This window comes from Halopseudomonas sp. 4NH20-0008, from assembly GCF_057548395.1.
Map to the genome: position 1 here is coordinate 126165 of NZ_BAAJMD010000009.1, position 15402 is coordinate 141566.

A 15402-nucleotide genomic window follows, 5' to 3' on the forward strand; every position below is an offset into this window, starting at 1 on the left:
TGTGCCAGTTATGGGGTCAGGTGTGCCAGTGCTTTGCAGCGGCTCAGGGATGGCGCAGGATCAGCCAGCCGCCGAGCAGAATCAACAACCCCTGGGTCGCAGAGGCATCCAGCCATTGACCGGGGTCGGCACCCAGACTGCTGGCGCCGACCAGGGTCAGCAGCAAGCCGGCCAGGCGCAGTGCGGTACTGCCACGGGCCGGGGTAGCTGGCGCGCAGTCCATGGGCAGTCGATCCAGGGCCTGACGGGCACTGTGCAGCAGCGGCGGAATCTGTTCCAGCTGCTGTTGCCAATGCTTGAGTTGCTGCGGTGGCAGGGCGCGCTCGCGCATCCAGCGCTCCAGATAGGGTTGCCCGGTATTCCATAAATCCAGGTCGGGGTACAGCTGGCGGCCCAGACCTTCAATATTCAACAGCGTCTTCTGCAGCAGGACCAGTTGTGGCTGGACTTCCATATTGAAGCGCCGCGCGGTCTGGAACAGCCGCAGCAGCAACTGACCAAAGGAAATGTCTTTCAGCGGGCGCTCAAAAATCGGTTCGCAGACGCTGCGGATGGCGGCCTCGAATTCATTCACCCGGGTATCTGCCGGCACCCAGCCCGAATCAATGTGGAGTTGTGCCACACGACGGTAATCGCGTTTGAAGAAGGCCATCAGATTGCGCGCCAGGTAGGTCTGATCTTCCGGCGTCAGGCTGCCGACGATGCCAAAGTCCACAGCCAGATACTGCGGCTCCCAGGGATGGCTGCGCGATACGAAAATATTGCCCGGGTGCATGTCAGCGTGGAAAAAGCTGTCACGGAACACCTGGGTAAAGAAGATTTCCACGCCGCGCTCGGCGAGTTTTTTCATGTCGGTGCGTTGATCCTGCAGCCCCGCCATGTCCGTGACGGCCAGACCGTTGATGCGCTCCATTACCAGTACCTTGTGGCGGCACCAGTCCCAATGGATCTTGGGGATATACAGCAGTGGCGAGTCTTCAAAGTTGCGGCGCAGCTGCGAGGCGTTGGCCGCTTCACGGTACAGGTCCAGCTCATCGAAGATGGTGTGCTGGTAATCACTGACCACCTCGACCGGGCGCAAGCGCCGACCTTCTACCCACAGGCGCTCAAGCAGGCGAGCGGAGAGAAACAGCCATTGCATGTCCTGGTGAATGACCTGGCCAATACCCGGACGTATGACCTTGACCACCACATCGCTACCGTCCTTCAGTCGCGCTGCATGTACCTGTGCGACCGAGGCTGACGCCAGGGGTTGATCGCTGAAGCTGGCAAACACGCTGTCAATCGACTGCCCGAGCTGCTCCTCGATACGTTGCCGCGCCTGTTCAGCGGGGAAGGGCGGCACCTTGTCCTGCAGACGCGCCAGTTCTTCGGCAATATCATCAGGCAGCAGATCACGTCGGGTGGACAGAATCTGGCCGAACTTCACAAAGACCGGGCCGAGATCCTCGCAGGCCAGCCGCAGCCGTGCACCCCGGCCCAGATCGCGTGGCGTGCGGTGCAGTCGCCAGGGGCCGACTTTTAATAGCAGGCGCCCGTACCAGGGTAGTGGAACGTCCAGCACTAACTGATCAAGGCGGTAACGGCAGATGATCTGCAGAATACGCAGCAGGCGAAACAGGGCAGTCAGATTCATGTGTCGGGTGATTCCGGGTCGGGTTGCTCAAGCTGTTGCACGCGGGCTTCCAGCCGCTCCAGGTCCAGGCGTAATTGATAGAGTTGCTCAGCACGGACCTCGGCTTCGGCTTGGCCAACCAGTTGCCGGCTTTCCTCGGTCAGGTATTCGGACAGGCTGCGACCCAGACTCTGGCGCACCTGCCCGCCCCACTGCCAGCCATCTCGCAGCAAGCCAGCCAGTGCATGGGCCGGAACCGGGCCAAGCCAGCGCGCCAGTTCGGCTTCGCCATCCAGGCGCAAGCCACCCAGCGCATTTTGCAGGCTGACTAGCACCTGGCTGTCGCCACTTAGTTGCACCTGTGGGTCTTGCAGAAGGGTTTGACGCTGATCGCTGACCAGCAGTCTGGCGAGCAAAGAGCTAGGTGCGCTCAAGCGGCAATCGGCCTCGCCGTCATAGGCCAACATCAGATCGATACGTGCCTCGGCCGGGAAAAGAAAGACTTGCCAGTCCGGTTCGCTGCCCTGCAGGGCAATCACCTTGCCCTGCAGGGCGGCCAGCCGCCTCGCTGTCAGAGGATCGCGGGCGAGTGCCGCAGCCAGGCTGCGCTCGACCCCGGCCAGCAGCGCCTGACTGAGCATCAGGGCTTGATGCCCCGGTGCAGCGCGACCACGCCACCGGTCATGTTGTGATAGCTGACGCGGGCAAACCCGGCCGCTTCCATCATGGCCTTGAGGGTTTCCTGATCCGGGTGCATGCGGATCGACTCGGCCAGATAACGGTAGCTCTCGGCGTCGTTGGTCACCAGCTTGCCCATCAACGGCAACAGCTTGAATGAATACTGGTCATAGGCTTTGGACAGCAGTTTGTTGCCCGGCTTGGAGAACTCCAGTACCAGCAACCGACCACCGGGCTTCAGTACCCGCAACATCGAAGCAATGGCGGTGTCCTTGTGGGTCACATTGCGCAGGCCAAAGGCAATGGTGATGCAGTCAAAGTGGTTGTCCGGAAAGGGCAGGGCTTCAGCATCGGCCTGGACAAAGCGCACATTGCCGGCCACACCTAGATCGAGCAGTCTGTCGCGGCCCACGCGCAACATTGATTCATTGATGTCGGCCAGCACCACTTCGCCTTCCGGGCCTACCAGGCGCGAGAACTTGCGCGTCAGATCGCCAGTGCCTCCGGCAATATCCAACACTCGATTGCCGGCACGTACGCCGGATAACTCAATGGTGAAACGCTTCCACAAACGGTGAATGCCCGCTGACATCAGGTCATTCATCAGGTCGTACTTGGCCGCCACGGAATGAAAGACCTCGGCAACCTTGCTGGCCTTGTCTGATTCAGCCACGGTCTGAAAACCGAAGTGTGTGGTGTTTTCTGAGTTTTGCTTATCGCTCATGGTATCCGTCTGCCTGGGCAAATCAGCGCTCATTCTAACCGCATTTTTGCCCCACGCGGGGGTTTTCCGGTGGTCACAGGGTCGCATCTGCAAGGTGACGTGCCACAGGCTTTGCGGCATGCTATGGCTTTCCAACAGTGCAAATAAGAGAGACTGACATGGCAACTGTCGATATTACCCGCGAGCACAGCCTCGGCAAGGAATCCGCACGTGAAAAGGCCCAGCTCCTGGCCGATAAACTGGCCCAGAAACTGGATGCCACCTGCACCTGGGAAGGCGATGACCTGAAGTTCAAGCGCAGCGGTGCCGATGGCTGCATATCCGTCTATGAAGACAAGGTCAGGGTCACGGTAAAGCTGGGTCTGATGCTGACGCCCATGGCCGGCATGGTTAAAGGTGAGATCGAAAAGGCGCTGGTCAAGTATCTTGGCTGATAGCGGTTATTTCGGTTTCTAGTATGTGTTTTCTAAATTATCTGAGTAGCTTGGCCATCAAGGATCACTAACGATCCAGTTTTTAATTCACATCAGGAGTATTAACCATGGCTAAAGCTACTGCTAAGAAAGTTGAAGAAACCACCGCCTCTGTTGCCGGTGACATCAAGAACTATGCACACCAGATCTGGTTGGCTGGCCTGGGTGCCTACGCCAAAGCGGGCAAAGAAGGCGCAGACTACTTCAAGAAACTGGTCAGCGAAGGCGAAGCCGTTGAGAAGCAAGGCAAAGAGATGGTTGCCACTCAGGTTGAGTCCGCTACCACACTGGTCAACAGCAAGGTAGAGAGCATCAAGGACCGTATCCAGGCCCGCACTGGTGGCAGCCTGAACAAGGTCGAAGAAGTATTTGATGACCGCGTTGCTTCTGCCCTGAGCCGCCTGGGTATTCCGAGCAAAAAGGACATTGACCAGTTGTCTGCTAAGCTTGATGATCTGAGTGCTGCACTCAAGTCGATCGACAGCAAGTAAGGTCATATAGGAGTAACTCCATGGCGGGTAAAAAGAAGCAGGATAAGGACAGCAGCTGGGTCAGTGAGATCGAGAACTACTCACGTCAAATCTGGCTGGCTGGTTTGGGTGCTTATGCCAAAGTTGGCAAGGAGGGCGCCAAGCTCTTCGAAAACCTGATCAAGGACGGCGAGGCTGCTGAAAAGACGGCCAAGGCTGAAATTGACAAGCAGGTTGAATCCATCAAAGGCAAAGCCGGCAAGAGCAAGAAGAATTCCGTTGACGCTGCCAAATCAAAGGTCGAACAGGCCCGCGAGAAGGTATCAGGCAAGTGGAACGAGCTGGAAGAAGCCTTTGACAAGCGCCTGAACAACGCTGTTTCCCGCCTGGGAGTTCCCTCCCGTGACGAGGTCAAGGCATTGAATGCCAAGGTTGACGAGCTGACCAAACTGATCAGCAAGTTGACTGGCGGCAAGGCCCCGGCCAAGGCTGCCCCCAAGGCAACGCCCAAAGCCGCCGCCAAACCGGCAGCCTTGGCAGCGCCGAAAGCCGCTCCCAAGGCTGCAGCCAAGCCGAAGCCAGCTGCCAAACCAGCAGCTGCGCCCAAGCCAGCAGCAAAACCGGCAGCCAAGCCAGCGGCTAAACCCGCTGCGAAGCCAGCCGCCAAGCCAGCTGCGCCCAAGGCGCCAGCCAAGCCCAAAGCACCGGCCAAGCCCAAGGCTGCTCCAAAGGCAGCTCCCAAGGTGACACCGGCAGCGACCAAGCCAGCGGCACCGGCGCCAGCACCGGCTGCCACACCAGCACCGGCAGCTGATAAGCCAGCAAGCTAAGGCTTGGCATCCCGTTCTCCCGGCTAGATCAACGGGTTAACAGGATAAACAAAAACACCCCGCTCGGGCCTGGCTCGGACGGGGTGTTTTTTTATGGGTGATGTACGGGTAACGGCGCAGATCGTGAGCGGCCTGTGGTTGATCTACCGAGCGGCTGTTCGCGGTCGAGCCCGCTCCTACACGGTCGGTGTGGCTGCAAGATCTTATGGTCGGCACAGGGTTCTGTAGGAGCGGGCTCGACCGCGAATACCCGCTTGCATAGGTCAAGGTGCCATTGGGACCTGACTCGTGCGGGATGTTTTTTTATGGGTGATGTACGGGTAACGCCGCAGATTTTGAACGGCTTGTCGTTGGTCTACCGAGCGGCCGTTCGCGGCGAACCCCGCTTCTACACGGTCGGTGTGGCTGCAGGATCTTATGGTCGGCACAGGGTTCTGTAGGAGCGGGCTTGACCGCGAATACCCCGTTTGCATCCCCTCCCCAAACACCCTGTCTGATCCTGTCTTGTATGGGCGCGAGATGGTAAGCAAACCAACCTTTATTTACGATTGATTTCACTCTGTTTCGCATCTAAATCCCTAAAAAGGCCAGACATTAAAACAGGCCCAACTATATTTCATTGAATTGTCTACTGGTTCACGTTCTCGTTTTGCCGGCCATCGGCATTGTCATATAATGCGTGCACAGTTGGGCTAGAGCTTAACGGTCAAGATTAATGAAGTATTCATATTTTAAGGATGAACATAATGGCAAAAGGTGCTGCCAAAGGCAGAACGTCAACATCGCTCGCGGATGAAGCGGTCGAAAAATACACCAAGAAACGCGCTGTCGAAACCACTGAGAAGACGGAAGAAAGTACGATTTCCAACCAGTTTGCTCAAATCGAAAGCAACCCGTTTCACCAAATTGTCATTCAGTCAGACGCCTCCCCAACTGAAAAAAAAGATGCTGTCGCCAGAGCGTTAGCCTATGACGCGACAGAATCAAAAGAAGAAAATGAAGCCAGACTCGCCGCCTTTGAAGAGTTCAAAGAATACTTGATGGCGTATCGGAAAGAGATGTCGAAAGAAATTATCCGTCTTGCCGACACCGAAGCCTTTTCTGAGTTACAAGCGGTTTTTGAAGACATGAACTCGGCACTGCTCAACTTTGAAGTGCAGATCACGCCCCTGATTGAAATCATCGATGCCGTACACCGACTCAACATGGCCAGCGATGGTGCCATGTACGATGTGTTCAAAGAGATCCAGGAAGACAAGGAAGAAGAAGAGCGGATCAAAAAGCTGCGCGCCGAGCAGGAAGCAGAGCTGAATGCGCTTGAGGCCAGTATTCTGGAGTTGAACCAGGATATCGCAGCCCTGCGTGGCGAGCGTTCCTGGTTTGGTCTGGGTGGCACCAAGAAAAGCGCGCTGCAGACCATCGCACGCAAAGAAGTGCTGATCGAAAACCATAAACAGGCCACTACGGCATTACGTGAAACGATTGAAGCCACCACCTTCAACCGTGAATCCAGGTTTGCCGAGTTCGCAACGGAAAAAGAACAGCTGCGTGAATTGCTGGATATTACCTCTGCCGAGCATAAGGATCGTCAGGAAAGTCTGGTAAAAGCGGCGCTGAACTTTGTCAATACAACGGACGAGCGCACCGGTTCAGTGCTGTCGCGGATGGACCAGATCAAATCACAGATCAAGAATGTCGATACGGTAAACGGCAACATGAAGCGTATTTTTGCCGTCGTCAGCGACGGTATAAAAGACGCAGAAGTCAGTAATGCCGAGATATCCAACGCCTTTAGTACTGTTCCCGAGGCAGAAACCACCCTGGCGCAATATGAACGTGAAGATAAACTCGAGGCCGTTAACGAGCATATTGAGACATTAACGGCGTCCAAGGTAGATACATTAAGCACGCTGGGTGAGTTGCAGGAAGAAAGCATGAACATCAAGTCCATGCGTGATACCAATAACCAGCAGATCAGCCATACCCGCAAGATGCACACCAGCGGTACGGCGGGTATCGCCAGTCGCTTGAGTACCGTATTGACCGCTGTTTCGTCCGCTGCCTTGAATGAAGCGCGTACCACGACACAGAACACGCTGAACAATATGAACACCATCACGCATGATATTGCGCAGAACGAAGCAATCAAGAATGCGACCAATATGCACTTGCAAAATGATGAGCTGTCCAAAGCCATTGAACAGCTGGCGACCTACAAGGACATCAGCGACAAGGCGACGGAAATTACCCGCTCGGCACTGGAAGAGCAGAAGGTGCTGCAGCGTGAGATTGAAGCAACAGCCGCAGACCTGGCCAACTCCATCAAAAAAGCCAAAGGCGTTACCGCTGAAGTGATGAACCAGGGTGCCAGCGCTGCTCAAGACAAAACCGCTACTGTCCCGCCCAAAGAAACCAAAACGCCTTTCCCGGATTTCAGAATATAAGCCTGGCTGGCCCTGAACCCTTTAATCTGGCTCAGGGCCACATCTGCTGCCCGCGCTCGCGGGTTGGCCACACCCTCAGTGTACAAAGATCAAAGGAGCTGGTCTGAAAGCCAGCAGTCCAAAAAGGAACGAGAGAGTCAATGTCCGGACAAGCCAACACCCCGATACACGATCACCTGATACGTGGTCATGATTACCTTGCACAGCGCCCTGAATTTTCATTAATTGGCCGTACCAACACCTTGCAGCAGCTGACCGCCATCCTCACGCGGCGGGACGCGAACAATATTCTATTGGTGGGTTCCGGTGGCGTGGGCTGCTCGGCACTGTGTCTGGGTTTGGAAGAGCGCAAGTCAGCAGAGGACGCCCCCTACGACCTGATCAGCAAGCGCTTTTTCTGGCTGGACAGTGATGGCCTGTTTGCCTCTGGCAACCCCAACACCATTAACGACAGCTTCCAGAAAACCCTCAAGACGCTGGCACGCACACCCGACAGTGTCCTGATCATTGAGGACATGCGCGACTTTATCGAGGCTTCACGCAGCAATGGTGCGTCCAATCTGATCAACGCGCTGATGCGTGCTGTGCGCAAAAAAGACACGCAAGTCATTATTGAAAGCCGCGATGCCGATCTGAATGTAGTGCTGAGTGCGCACTCTGACATGCGCGAGTATTACACCGTCCTGGATCTGAGCGAACCGTCAGCCGATGAGTTGATGGAGATTGTTACGCAAACGGCGCGGCGCCGATTGGAGCCATTCCACAAAATCCGCATCGCTGATTCGGCGATAGCGACAGCGCTGGAACTGACCGAAAAATACCGCGTACGCGATATGGGGCTGAACCGCGCGCAACCTGAGCGCTCTCTTACCTTGCTGGATCGCGCGATGACCAGTTACCGGCTACGAGCGCATTCCAGGGACCCGAGGATAGTGGCTTTGGAAACTGAGCTGGCTGTACTGGCGCAAGACGCGTCAAACGCTGCGCGCATCGATGAGCTGAAAGCCCGTATTCAGGACCTGTCGCACAGCTGGCAAACGCGCCAGCAAGCTATAAAAAAACTGTTCCAGGAGTTGCGCAGTGGCGAAGAAAGTATTCGCCGTTTAGACAATGAACTGGAAACACAGTTGATAAAAGAAGCAGAGGCCCGACACAGCGCAGGCGAGGACAACGAGGCAAAAAGCAGCACCGCCGCGATGAATCGATTTATGCGCGACACTGTGAATATCGACTCAGAGATCATTACCCGTATCAAACAGAAAATAGCCCAGTACGAAGCCCTGGTTAAAGATAAGAAAGCCGAGTTTGAGGCGCAAACCAAGGCAATCAACGACCAGTTAGCGCTCGAACAAGAGCAGGTTCTGATGGAGTTCAGTGCGATCTCTGGTATTCCGGTGACCAAGCTGACCCAGGACGAGCGCAAAAAACTGCAGCATCTCGATGCCCAATTGGCCCAGCGTGTGTTTGGTCAAGAGGTCGCCATAAGCAAGCTGGCCAACCAGGTGCGTGTGGCCAAGGCCGGGTTGCAGGCACCTAACAAACCGCAGGCTTCGTTCTTGTTCCTGGGGCCTTCCGGCGTTGGTAAAACCGAAATTGCCAAAGCCCTGACTGCAGAACTCTTTGACGACGAGAACGCCCTGCTGCGCTTTGATATGTCCGAGTACATGGAGAAGCACGCGGTTGCCAAGCTGATCGGTGCGCCACCGGGTTATGAGGGCTATGAAGCCGGTGGCATCCTGACCAATGAAATGCGTAAAAACCCGCGGCGCATCATCCTGTTTGATGAGATCGAAAAGGCACACCCGGATGTCTTCAACGTGTTCTTGCAGATTCTCGATGATGCCCGGCTCACCGATAACCGAGGCTTAACCGTTTCGTTCAGGGACAGCATCATCATGATGACCACCAACATTGGTACCCAGCACTTCCTCGGCGAAAGCAATTTCAGCGTGGCGGAAGAGTTGGCCATGGCCGATCTGGAAGAGGTCTACCGCCCTGAGTTCCTGAACCGCTTTAACGGCCGGCAAAACATTGTCTGCTTCAAAACGCTGAGCCTGTCGATCATCGAAATGATCGCAACGCGTGAAATCAGCAAGCTCAACCAAATGGTGCAAACCACCATGCCCAACCTGACCATCAGCATGGATGCATCGGCACTGTCTGCCATGTGCCGCGATCATTACAAGCCGGTCAATGGCGCCCGGGGTATTACCGGTTATATCGAAGGTGTGATCAAACCCGAGATTGCCAACACCGTCCTCTTTGCCGAGCAGTCCAGCGGCACCATCAGCATTGGCTACGATGAAGCAGAGCGCAGCGCGGTGATGAGCTTGCCGGATGGTCAACGGGTTGAATCCGCCCTCACCACGGGACCCTGACAATGTCAGAACACGATCCGCTGGCTGAGCGGGCGCGCAGGCTCGAAGAGGCCGCCAGCAGACCGGCCAGCGTGGTGGATAACCGACCTGCCTGGGTGGGCGGTCTTGACCGTGCGCTCAAGCTCCAGGGCGGGCTGATCAAAGGCTATGATGCTTTTATGCTGATCTTGGGCAGGGTGATAAGGCTTCTGCTGTCGATCTGGTGGTTGATCCGCAAGTTAGGTGGCCTTGTCGCCCGATTATTCAACTGGGCTGCCTATGAACGTGAAAACGGAGAGCTCAAATTACAGGCTAATGGCGAGCCGATTTTTTCCGCAAAGCAGCTTGGTGTGCGTAGTGTTGGCATGTTGGCCGCGGTCTGGCTTGTGCATATTGCGTTGTCGGCGCTGTACTTTCACGCCACGACCTTTGAAGAGTTGGTATACACAACCGGCAAGCAGGAAATTGAAACCGGCGAGTTGTATCAGTTCACCGGCTGCACCTCTTTGCCCTGCAGCACGGCGCTGGAAAACGGCAAGTTCTACCAGATAACAGAGAGCTGGTACTTTCCCTATCTGGTCTACCCGGAAGAAAACGTCTTCGCCAATATTCCGCAGCAGGATGCGGCCTGCCTGGTCAAAGGCTATGGCCTCTACTTTCGACGTTTGAAGTTTATTCATCGCCGCCTGCAGTGGTACCAGAACGTATACAGCGTAGCCTGCCGGCCCTACACCGATGAAGAAAAGCAAAAGGCGGTCAATTCAGGACAGGTACGAACGCTAGACCAGGACGAGATGGATCCAGCTGATAGCCGGTAAAGCCCACCAGGTGCAGACAGGATGCTGTGTCTGTGCCCGACCCCGGTTCAGAGCGTGCCTGCCCCGGGTCGCTCGTCGCTCTCCTGCCGTTACGCCTCCGGCTCGGCAAAGCCGACAAAACGAGCCACCTCGTTGACCGGGCGGCGTTTGGATACCACGGCGTTGGCTGGAAAGTCCTCATCCGGATAACCCATGGCGACGCAAATCATGATCACCTGATCCTCAGGAATACCGGCATGCTGGCGCACCACCGGTGAATGCATGATGCCCTGACTGTTGACCACGCAGCCCAGTCCGCGTGACCAGGCGGCATTGACCAGACCATTGACCAGCGCGCCACAATCGAACTGGGCAATGTCGCCATCCTGCAGCACCCGATCATAGGTCACGACAATCGACACGGGCGCATCAAACTGGCGAAAGCCGCGCAAAATCCAGTCCTGACGCTTTTCCTTGTCGTCACGGGCAATACCCATGGCCTCGAAGAGTTGTACCGCGATTTCAACCTGACGTTGCCGGTGCGCACCCTCGTAGGTGCCAATGCCGCGGCTCTCTTTGGACGGGGGGACGCCATTGAGCATGCGCTCGGTATTTTCGGCGCGAATCCGGTCCAGCGGCTCACCGGTCAGCACATGCAGATGCCAGGGTTGGGTATTCATGGAGGAGGGCGCTCTGGCGGCCAGCGCAATGACGTCTTCGAGCACGCTGCGCGGAATCGGTTGCTGCTTGAACGCGCGAATACTGCGACGCCCGTAAACCACTTCTTCGTAATCCACCCTTGCTCCCCTCTGGCTTGCAATCTAAATGGGCAGACCGCTTCAGGTGCCTGCGCCAATCCGATGCAGACCTTAGCACAGTCAAACAGCGCCCGAGACGTGTCATAAAAGGCCGGAATAAGACCCTATGCAATCGAGCGCTGAGGCCTTGCACGCCGGCGTTTCAGTCTGGAAAGCGCTCAAAGGCCGGCAACGTGTGACTGTGTGCCATCCAGCTCAGGCGTTCGGCGGTTTGAATCTGTATGCTGGGCGCTAACGCCTCCGGGTCATCCAGCGTTACCGACTGAATATCAACGATACCGGGCAGCACGTCGTTATTGCGAAACAGCAGACCGGTGCCGCACTCAGGGCAGAAGCTGCGCATCGACGTGCCGGATGAATTGATGGTCTTGGGTTGCCCGCGGGTCAGGGTAAGGGCGGATTCAGCAAACATTGCCCAGGCGACGGCCGGTGCGCCCGCACTGCGCTGGCAATCCCGACAATGACACAGCGCCACTGCCTTGGGGCTGCCGGTCAGTTCGTAACGAATGGCACCACACTGGCAACCACCGGTATAGGTCATGGTCTGTTCTCCTCACGTCTGGACGGTATGTGCATCGGTTCTGCCTTGGGTGCCGCAGGCACTGATCTGATTCTAGGTCGTGCATGGGGTAATTCAACCGTGACGGGCACCGAGCAACCCGGCTCAGATCAGGATCACAGCCGGCAAACTGAGAGCGGCTGTTACCAATGCGTTGCTGGTTTAAAGTCTGGTTTGAGCTCACTGGCCAGCGTTGGCAAAACCGGCTGAAAAGCCCGAAGTTTGGCGCCAGCAAAACGACAAGGTCGGGTTAAAAAATGCCCATTGAAGGCTGTTCTGAAAAGCGTATATTAATACCCAGCCGCGCTCAGAAGGACCGTTGCCTACCCGGTCAGAGAGCCTGATTAAGCGGCGTATTCGGTCAGCCTCAGGCGAGCCCGACCGGCTGCTCTGGCTGTGAAAGGGTGGCGTTTGTGATGCCTTATCGGCTCAAAGCTTGCTGCGGGTTTGAGTCGTGTTGTTAGCCATTTATAAAGTTGAGCCTTGTGTGGTCCAGCGCACAGCACCGTGCCTGACCTGAGGGCCACTATCCAATCGCAGAGGCTGGTTTTTGCGATGACCCGGTCATCCGCCAGCATGCTTTGGTTGTTCTCTTGTCACCGGCCCTGAGGGCTTGGCAGAGATACCACCAACTTCAGCAGAGACGTCCTGTCTCTGCGCCCTTTGCCAACTACTTCAATACATCACATCCGAATAAACCCCCTTTGCTTTGAAGGAAAATGCGTATGCAAGCCTCTCAAGCAGTACTTCAAGCGTTAACCCTGAGCCTGCTGCTCGGCTCGCCAGTGGTACTGGCCTCGGACCCCATTGTCAGGATATTCAATGTCGGTCAGGGCTTTGTGGTGCCGCCCGAGGAGCCCAGTACAATCCGCTACCTGGTCAGCCCGGCGGTGGAGGGCAACCACAACATCTATGTTGACGATGTCCTTGTGTTGGTCAGGGATGCCGGTCAGATGCTGCGCAGCGCCGCGGGCGTGTCCGAACTTGACTACCCCATCGATCTTGCCCTGGATCGCCTGATGGATCTGCGCATCTGTGTTGACACGGCGGCAGCAGAGGTCTGTGACCAGGTCAGTATTCGTGCTGGCCAGGTTCAGACCCCTGGCCAGACAGTGGAGATCAGGCCCGCTGGTGTAGCAGGTTACTTTCCGCCCCGGACGCCCGTGAATATCAACTACAGCATCCTCAAACCGACGGTAGCGGACCAGCTCTTCTTTGTTGATGAGCAACTGCGTTCGCGGCGAAAGGCCTCCAGCCCTCAATTTGGTCCGCAGTCAATCGGGTATGCAGGTGGCATTAAAAAGGGGGAAAAGCGCTTTCTGCGCTTTTGTCTGGATCAGGACCCTGCAGGCGCAACATGTGGCTTTGCCGAGGTCACCGGCGGCCAGCCGCCAAACGGTGTGGACCTGCCTGAGCCGTTCCTGGCGGCTGATCTGCAGGATCACTTCCAGGCCCTAGCTGATTGCAGTCCTGTCTGCGGCTATTACGCCAATATCTACTATGGCGATCCGGGTGTCAGTTGGCTGCCTGATCGTGGCGACGGACTGCCGGACGGGTTGCGCATGGATCTCTATTACTCGCATGCCAATGCGCAGATCAACCCGGAAGCACCACCGAGTACGCTGATTTTTTATGCGCACTCAGCGGGGTCGAACAAGGAGTCGTTGCTCACCAACAACCAGTCACTGCTCAAGCGCTTGCTGGGTATAGCCGATGCTGGTGCAGGCGTAGTGGTTGCGTCACTGGACTTCAGGCACCCGGTAAAGAAACTGGAGGCCGACCTCACGCCCACCTCGGTGAATGACCTGAGCTATGCTATCCAGTTCGCGCGGCATCATGCTGCCGAACTCAATATCAACCCGGATGACATCTTTATCGTAGGAGCGTCGCTGGGTGCCGGGGTAGCCGTGCACGCCGCCGTACGCGATATCGCCAATCCCGGGGATGCCTCGCCAGTGCGGCAACACTCATCGAGTATCCGGGGCGTCATTACCCGCGATGCACAAACGTCCTTTGCCCCGCACTGGTTCCGCAGCCACTTCCTTGAAGAGGATGTTGCAGCGCGTTATCAAAGACACCTTCTGGATGACGAGCAGCGGCTGATCTACGGCCACGCGCCTGCGGGAGTCAGTAGCAATGCACCCTATATGGAGCTGCTGTACACCAGCGCCTTTATCGGCCACAAGGTGACCATGCCGGAGTACCTTGCCAGATCCGTGGACCTCGTCCACCTGCCCAATTACGGTCTGGCCATGGAGCAGCAATATCACCTTCATGACATAGCAGAGCGTATTCGCGTGAGGGAGCGCTACAGGGGCAACTTTGGTCGCGACGCGGCGCACTTTGTGGCGCAGCATCGGCTAGGGCGGGATTGATGTGTCAAGGCTGGCATAAGCCAACGGCTTTGCCGTCCAAACGATAGCCGACGCAAGGCCGTATCAGGCGTCCACAGCAACGCCCGTTTCCGTTTCCGCGTTGCTGTGTGCCATCCGTTCAAGCCAATACCGGGCACGCCAGCGCAAGGGCGGAAGTGAGAGCCTGCCCCTGCCATGCGGGAGGGGGCGAAAAAGCCGCCCGGCCCGGCAGGGTGGATGACATGAATAGGTTGCGGATGCCTGATTAACCAGGGCCGACCAGTTGCGCAATAAGCAAAGACAGGCCAATTAAAAAGGCAAACCCGACCAGAGACACGATGAGATGGGTCAGGGTTGAAGCACGCTCGTGCTCGTTGATGGACTCCTGCGGCAGTCTGCCAACGCTGATGACGCGACACAGAACCCAGCCAACATACCAGCCAATAATCTCGAAAATAAAATCCCAGATCAGCCAGACCAAAGCGCGAACGAGCACGCCAACCAGCCGCAGTAGCGTTTTTACCACCCCGTCCGTCAACTCATCCAAGCATGTATCTCCCTGAAACAGACAGCGCGAAAGGTGTGGGTCTTGTCCGGCACTAGCAGTCGGTCATGTAATACGCAAAGTGGCTCAAGAGGCGGAGGAGGAACCTTGTCGTAGTTTTTTTGGGCGGGTCCCATGACAGGCGCCCTCTGGTTTCCGGTAAATGACCGTCCACTAAAGTGGTGCAAGATCACGCGCCCCGTCAGGGACATCCGGCGGCCACCGGCCGCGTACTGATGCGCCTTGTTAAATGGCCCTGGGCACACGGTCCGACTGAGCCACTGTTTGATTGAGTTGCCGGAGCTTGTTGAGAGAGATTTGAAACTGACCATTACTCGGTAGTCGTTTACTTGTGAACTGATCCCAAACAAGGGCTCCTGGCCCGTTATAAATTTCTTCGAATGTTCCGTCACGCAAGATCTTGATGATGATCGTATGCTGGGGCTGACTCCGGAACGCTACAGATTTGGATTGCGTAGCTTTGATCTCAACTTCCAAGCCGGTTTCGGTGACAGCGTCATAGCCTTTGTTGGAAGCTGTCTTCAGCTCCAAGTTATAGGCGTCGGCCACGATGCACTCACCCAGACTGCCAACCATGTGACCATCTGGGGTGAAGTGCCTGCCCGGGAACATGGTCTCCAACTCATTGACCGTGGCATAGAGTTGCTTGACCAAGGTCCGGAATTTATCGTGATCGATCATAGACATTTAACGCCTCAAACACCGGCGCAGCATTGCT

Annotated in this window: 14 protein-coding genes; 7 read left to right on the top strand and 7 right to left on the bottom strand. The window is 56.4% G+C overall.

Features of this window, described 5'->3' with window-relative positions; genetic code table 11:
• Positions 1 to 43: 43 nt before the first annotated feature.
• From ubiB to ubiE, 3 genes are read right to left on the bottom strand one after another with little or no spacing between them, the layout of a single operon-like run.
• Entirely contained in the window at positions 44 to 1636 is a 1593-nt protein-coding gene (gene ubiB / locus AC27HQ_RS10885; protein ID WP_487156187.1) for a ubiquinone biosynthesis regulatory protein kinase UbiB, read from the bottom strand.
• The gene (locus AC27HQ_RS10890; RefSeq protein WP_487156188.1) at positions 1633 to 2256 is read right to left on the bottom strand and encodes a ubiquinone biosynthesis accessory factor UbiJ; all 624 of its coding nucleotides are present in this window, start codon (positions 2254 to 2256) and stop codon (positions 1633 to 1635) included. Before AC27HQ_RS10890 ends, ubiB begins: the two co-directional genes overlap by 4 nt.
• The gene (gene ubiE / locus AC27HQ_RS10895; protein WP_487156189.1) at positions 2256 to 3017 is read right to left on the bottom strand and encodes a bifunctional demethylmenaquinone methyltransferase/2-methoxy-6-polyprenyl-1,4-benzoquinol methylase UbiE; all 762 of its coding nucleotides are present in this window, start codon (positions 3015 to 3017) and stop codon (positions 2256 to 2258) included. The genes AC27HQ_RS10890 and ubiE overlap by 1 nt, the downstream gene beginning before the upstream one ends.
• 158 nt (positions 3018 to 3175) lie before the next feature.
• Between ubiE and AC27HQ_RS10900 the strand changes: the two genes are divergently transcribed.
• The 6 genes from AC27HQ_RS10900 (at position 3176) to AC27HQ_RS10925 (ending at position 10409) form a co-directional block, all read left to right on the top strand.
• Positions 3176 to 3451 carry a polyhydroxyalkanoic acid system family protein gene (locus AC27HQ_RS10900; RefSeq protein WP_487156190.1) on the top strand — a complete coding sequence of 92 codons (276 nt, stop codon included), beginning with the start codon at positions 3176 to 3178 and terminating at the stop codon, positions 3449 to 3451.
• Positions 3452 to 3558: 107 nt separating this feature from the next.
• Complete coding sequence (locus AC27HQ_RS10905) at positions 3559 to 3981, top strand: phasin family protein (RefSeq protein WP_487156191.1); 423 nt, start codon at positions 3559 to 3561, stop codon at positions 3979 to 3981.
• Positions 3982 to 4001: 20 nt separating this feature from the next.
• Positions 4002 to 4790 carry a phasin family protein gene (locus AC27HQ_RS10910; protein ID WP_487156192.1) on the top strand — a complete coding sequence of 263 codons (789 nt, stop codon included), beginning with the start codon at positions 4002 to 4004 and terminating at the stop codon, positions 4788 to 4790.
• A 746-nt stretch (positions 4791 to 5536) separates the two neighbouring features.
• Positions 5537 to 7234, top strand: a complete 1698-nt coding sequence (locus AC27HQ_RS10915; protein ID WP_487156193.1) for a hypothetical protein — start codon at positions 5537 to 5539, stop codon at positions 7232 to 7234.
• A gap of 140 nt (positions 7235 to 7374) precedes the next feature.
• Positions 7375 to 9612 carry an AAA family ATPase gene (locus AC27HQ_RS10920; RefSeq protein WP_487156194.1) on the top strand — a complete coding sequence of 746 codons (2238 nt, stop codon included), beginning with the start codon at positions 7375 to 7377 and terminating at the stop codon, positions 9610 to 9612.
• A gap of 2 nt (positions 9613 to 9614) precedes the next feature.
• Positions 9615 to 10409: a hypothetical protein gene (locus tag AC27HQ_RS10925; protein WP_487156195.1), complete on the top strand. Its 795-nt coding sequence runs from the start codon at positions 9615 to 9617 to the stop codon at positions 10407 to 10409.
• 89 nt (positions 10410 to 10498) lie between these two features.
• On the opposite strand, the gene AC27HQ_RS10930 is transcribed toward AC27HQ_RS10925, so the two are convergent.
• Entirely contained in the window at positions 10499 to 11185 is a 687-nt protein-coding gene (locus AC27HQ_RS10930; RefSeq protein ID WP_487156196.1) for a nitroreductase, read from the bottom strand.
• A gap of 163 nt (positions 11186 to 11348) precedes the next feature.
• A complete protein-coding gene (locus AC27HQ_RS10935) occupies positions 11349 to 11747 on the bottom strand; it encodes a GFA family protein (protein ID WP_487156197.1) in 399 nt (132 codons plus the stop codon).
• A gap of 743 nt (positions 11748 to 12490) precedes the next feature.
• On the opposite strand from AC27HQ_RS10935, the gene AC27HQ_RS10940 reads away from it, so the two are divergent.
• On the top strand, positions 12491 to 14140 hold the full coding sequence (locus AC27HQ_RS10940) for an alpha/beta hydrolase (protein ID WP_487156198.1): 1650 nt from the start codon (positions 12491 to 12493) through the stop codon (positions 14138 to 14140).
• A gap of 244 nt (positions 14141 to 14384) precedes the next feature.
• Here the strand turns inward: AC27HQ_RS10940 and AC27HQ_RS10945 are convergent, their stop codons facing one another.
• The gene (locus AC27HQ_RS10945; protein ID WP_487156199.1) at positions 14385 to 14666 is read right to left on the bottom strand and encodes a hypothetical protein; all 282 of its coding nucleotides are present in this window, start codon (positions 14664 to 14666) and stop codon (positions 14385 to 14387) included.
• A gap of 243 nt (positions 14667 to 14909) precedes the next feature.
• Positions 14910 to 15371, bottom strand: a complete 462-nt coding sequence (locus AC27HQ_RS10950) for a DUF6998 domain-containing protein (RefSeq protein ID WP_487156200.1) — start codon at positions 15369 to 15371, stop codon at positions 14910 to 14912.
• Between the last annotated feature and the right edge of the window lie 31 nt (positions 15372 to 15402).

Bases quoted from the DNA above. Each gene is read 5' to 3' on its own strand.
- ubiB (WP_487156187.1), bottom strand. From the start codon at position 1,636: ATGAATCTGACTGCCCTGTTTCGCCTGCTGCGTATTCTGCAGATCATC.
- AC27HQ_RS10890 (WP_487156188.1), bottom strand. From the start codon at position 2,256: ATGCTCAGTCAGGCGCTGCTGGCCGGGGTCGAGCGCAGCCTGGCTGCG.
- ubiE (WP_487156189.1), bottom strand. From the start codon at position 3,017: ATGAGCGATAAGCAAAACTCAGAAAACACCACACACTTCGGTTTTCAG.
- AC27HQ_RS10900 (WP_487156190.1), top strand. From the start codon at position 3,176: ATGGCAACTGTCGATATTACCCGCGAGCACAGCCTCGGCAAGGAATCC.
- AC27HQ_RS10905 (WP_487156191.1), top strand. From the start codon at position 3,559: ATGGCTAAAGCTACTGCTAAGAAAGTTGAAGAAACCACCGCCTCTGTT.
- AC27HQ_RS10910 (WP_487156192.1), top strand. From the start codon at position 4,002: ATGGCGGGTAAAAAGAAGCAGGATAAGGACAGCAGCTGGGTCAGTGAG.
- AC27HQ_RS10915 (WP_487156193.1), top strand. From the start codon at position 5,537: ATGGCAAAAGGTGCTGCCAAAGGCAGAACGTCAACATCGCTCGCGGAT.
- AC27HQ_RS10920 (WP_487156194.1), top strand. From the start codon at position 7,375: ATGTCCGGACAAGCCAACACCCCGATACACGATCACCTGATACGTGGT.
- AC27HQ_RS10925 (WP_487156195.1), top strand. From the start codon at position 9,615: ATGTCAGAACACGATCCGCTGGCTGAGCGGGCGCGCAGGCTCGAAGAG.
- AC27HQ_RS10935 (WP_487156197.1), bottom strand. From the start codon at position 11,747: ATGACCTATACCGGTGGTTGCCAGTGTGGTGCCATTCGTTACGAACTG.
- AC27HQ_RS10940 (WP_487156198.1), top strand. From the start codon at position 12,491: ATGCAAGCCTCTCAAGCAGTACTTCAAGCGTTAACCCTGAGCCTGCTG.
- AC27HQ_RS10950 (WP_487156200.1), bottom strand. From the start codon at position 15,371: ATGTCTATGATCGATCACGATAAATTCCGGACCTTGGTCAAGCAACTC.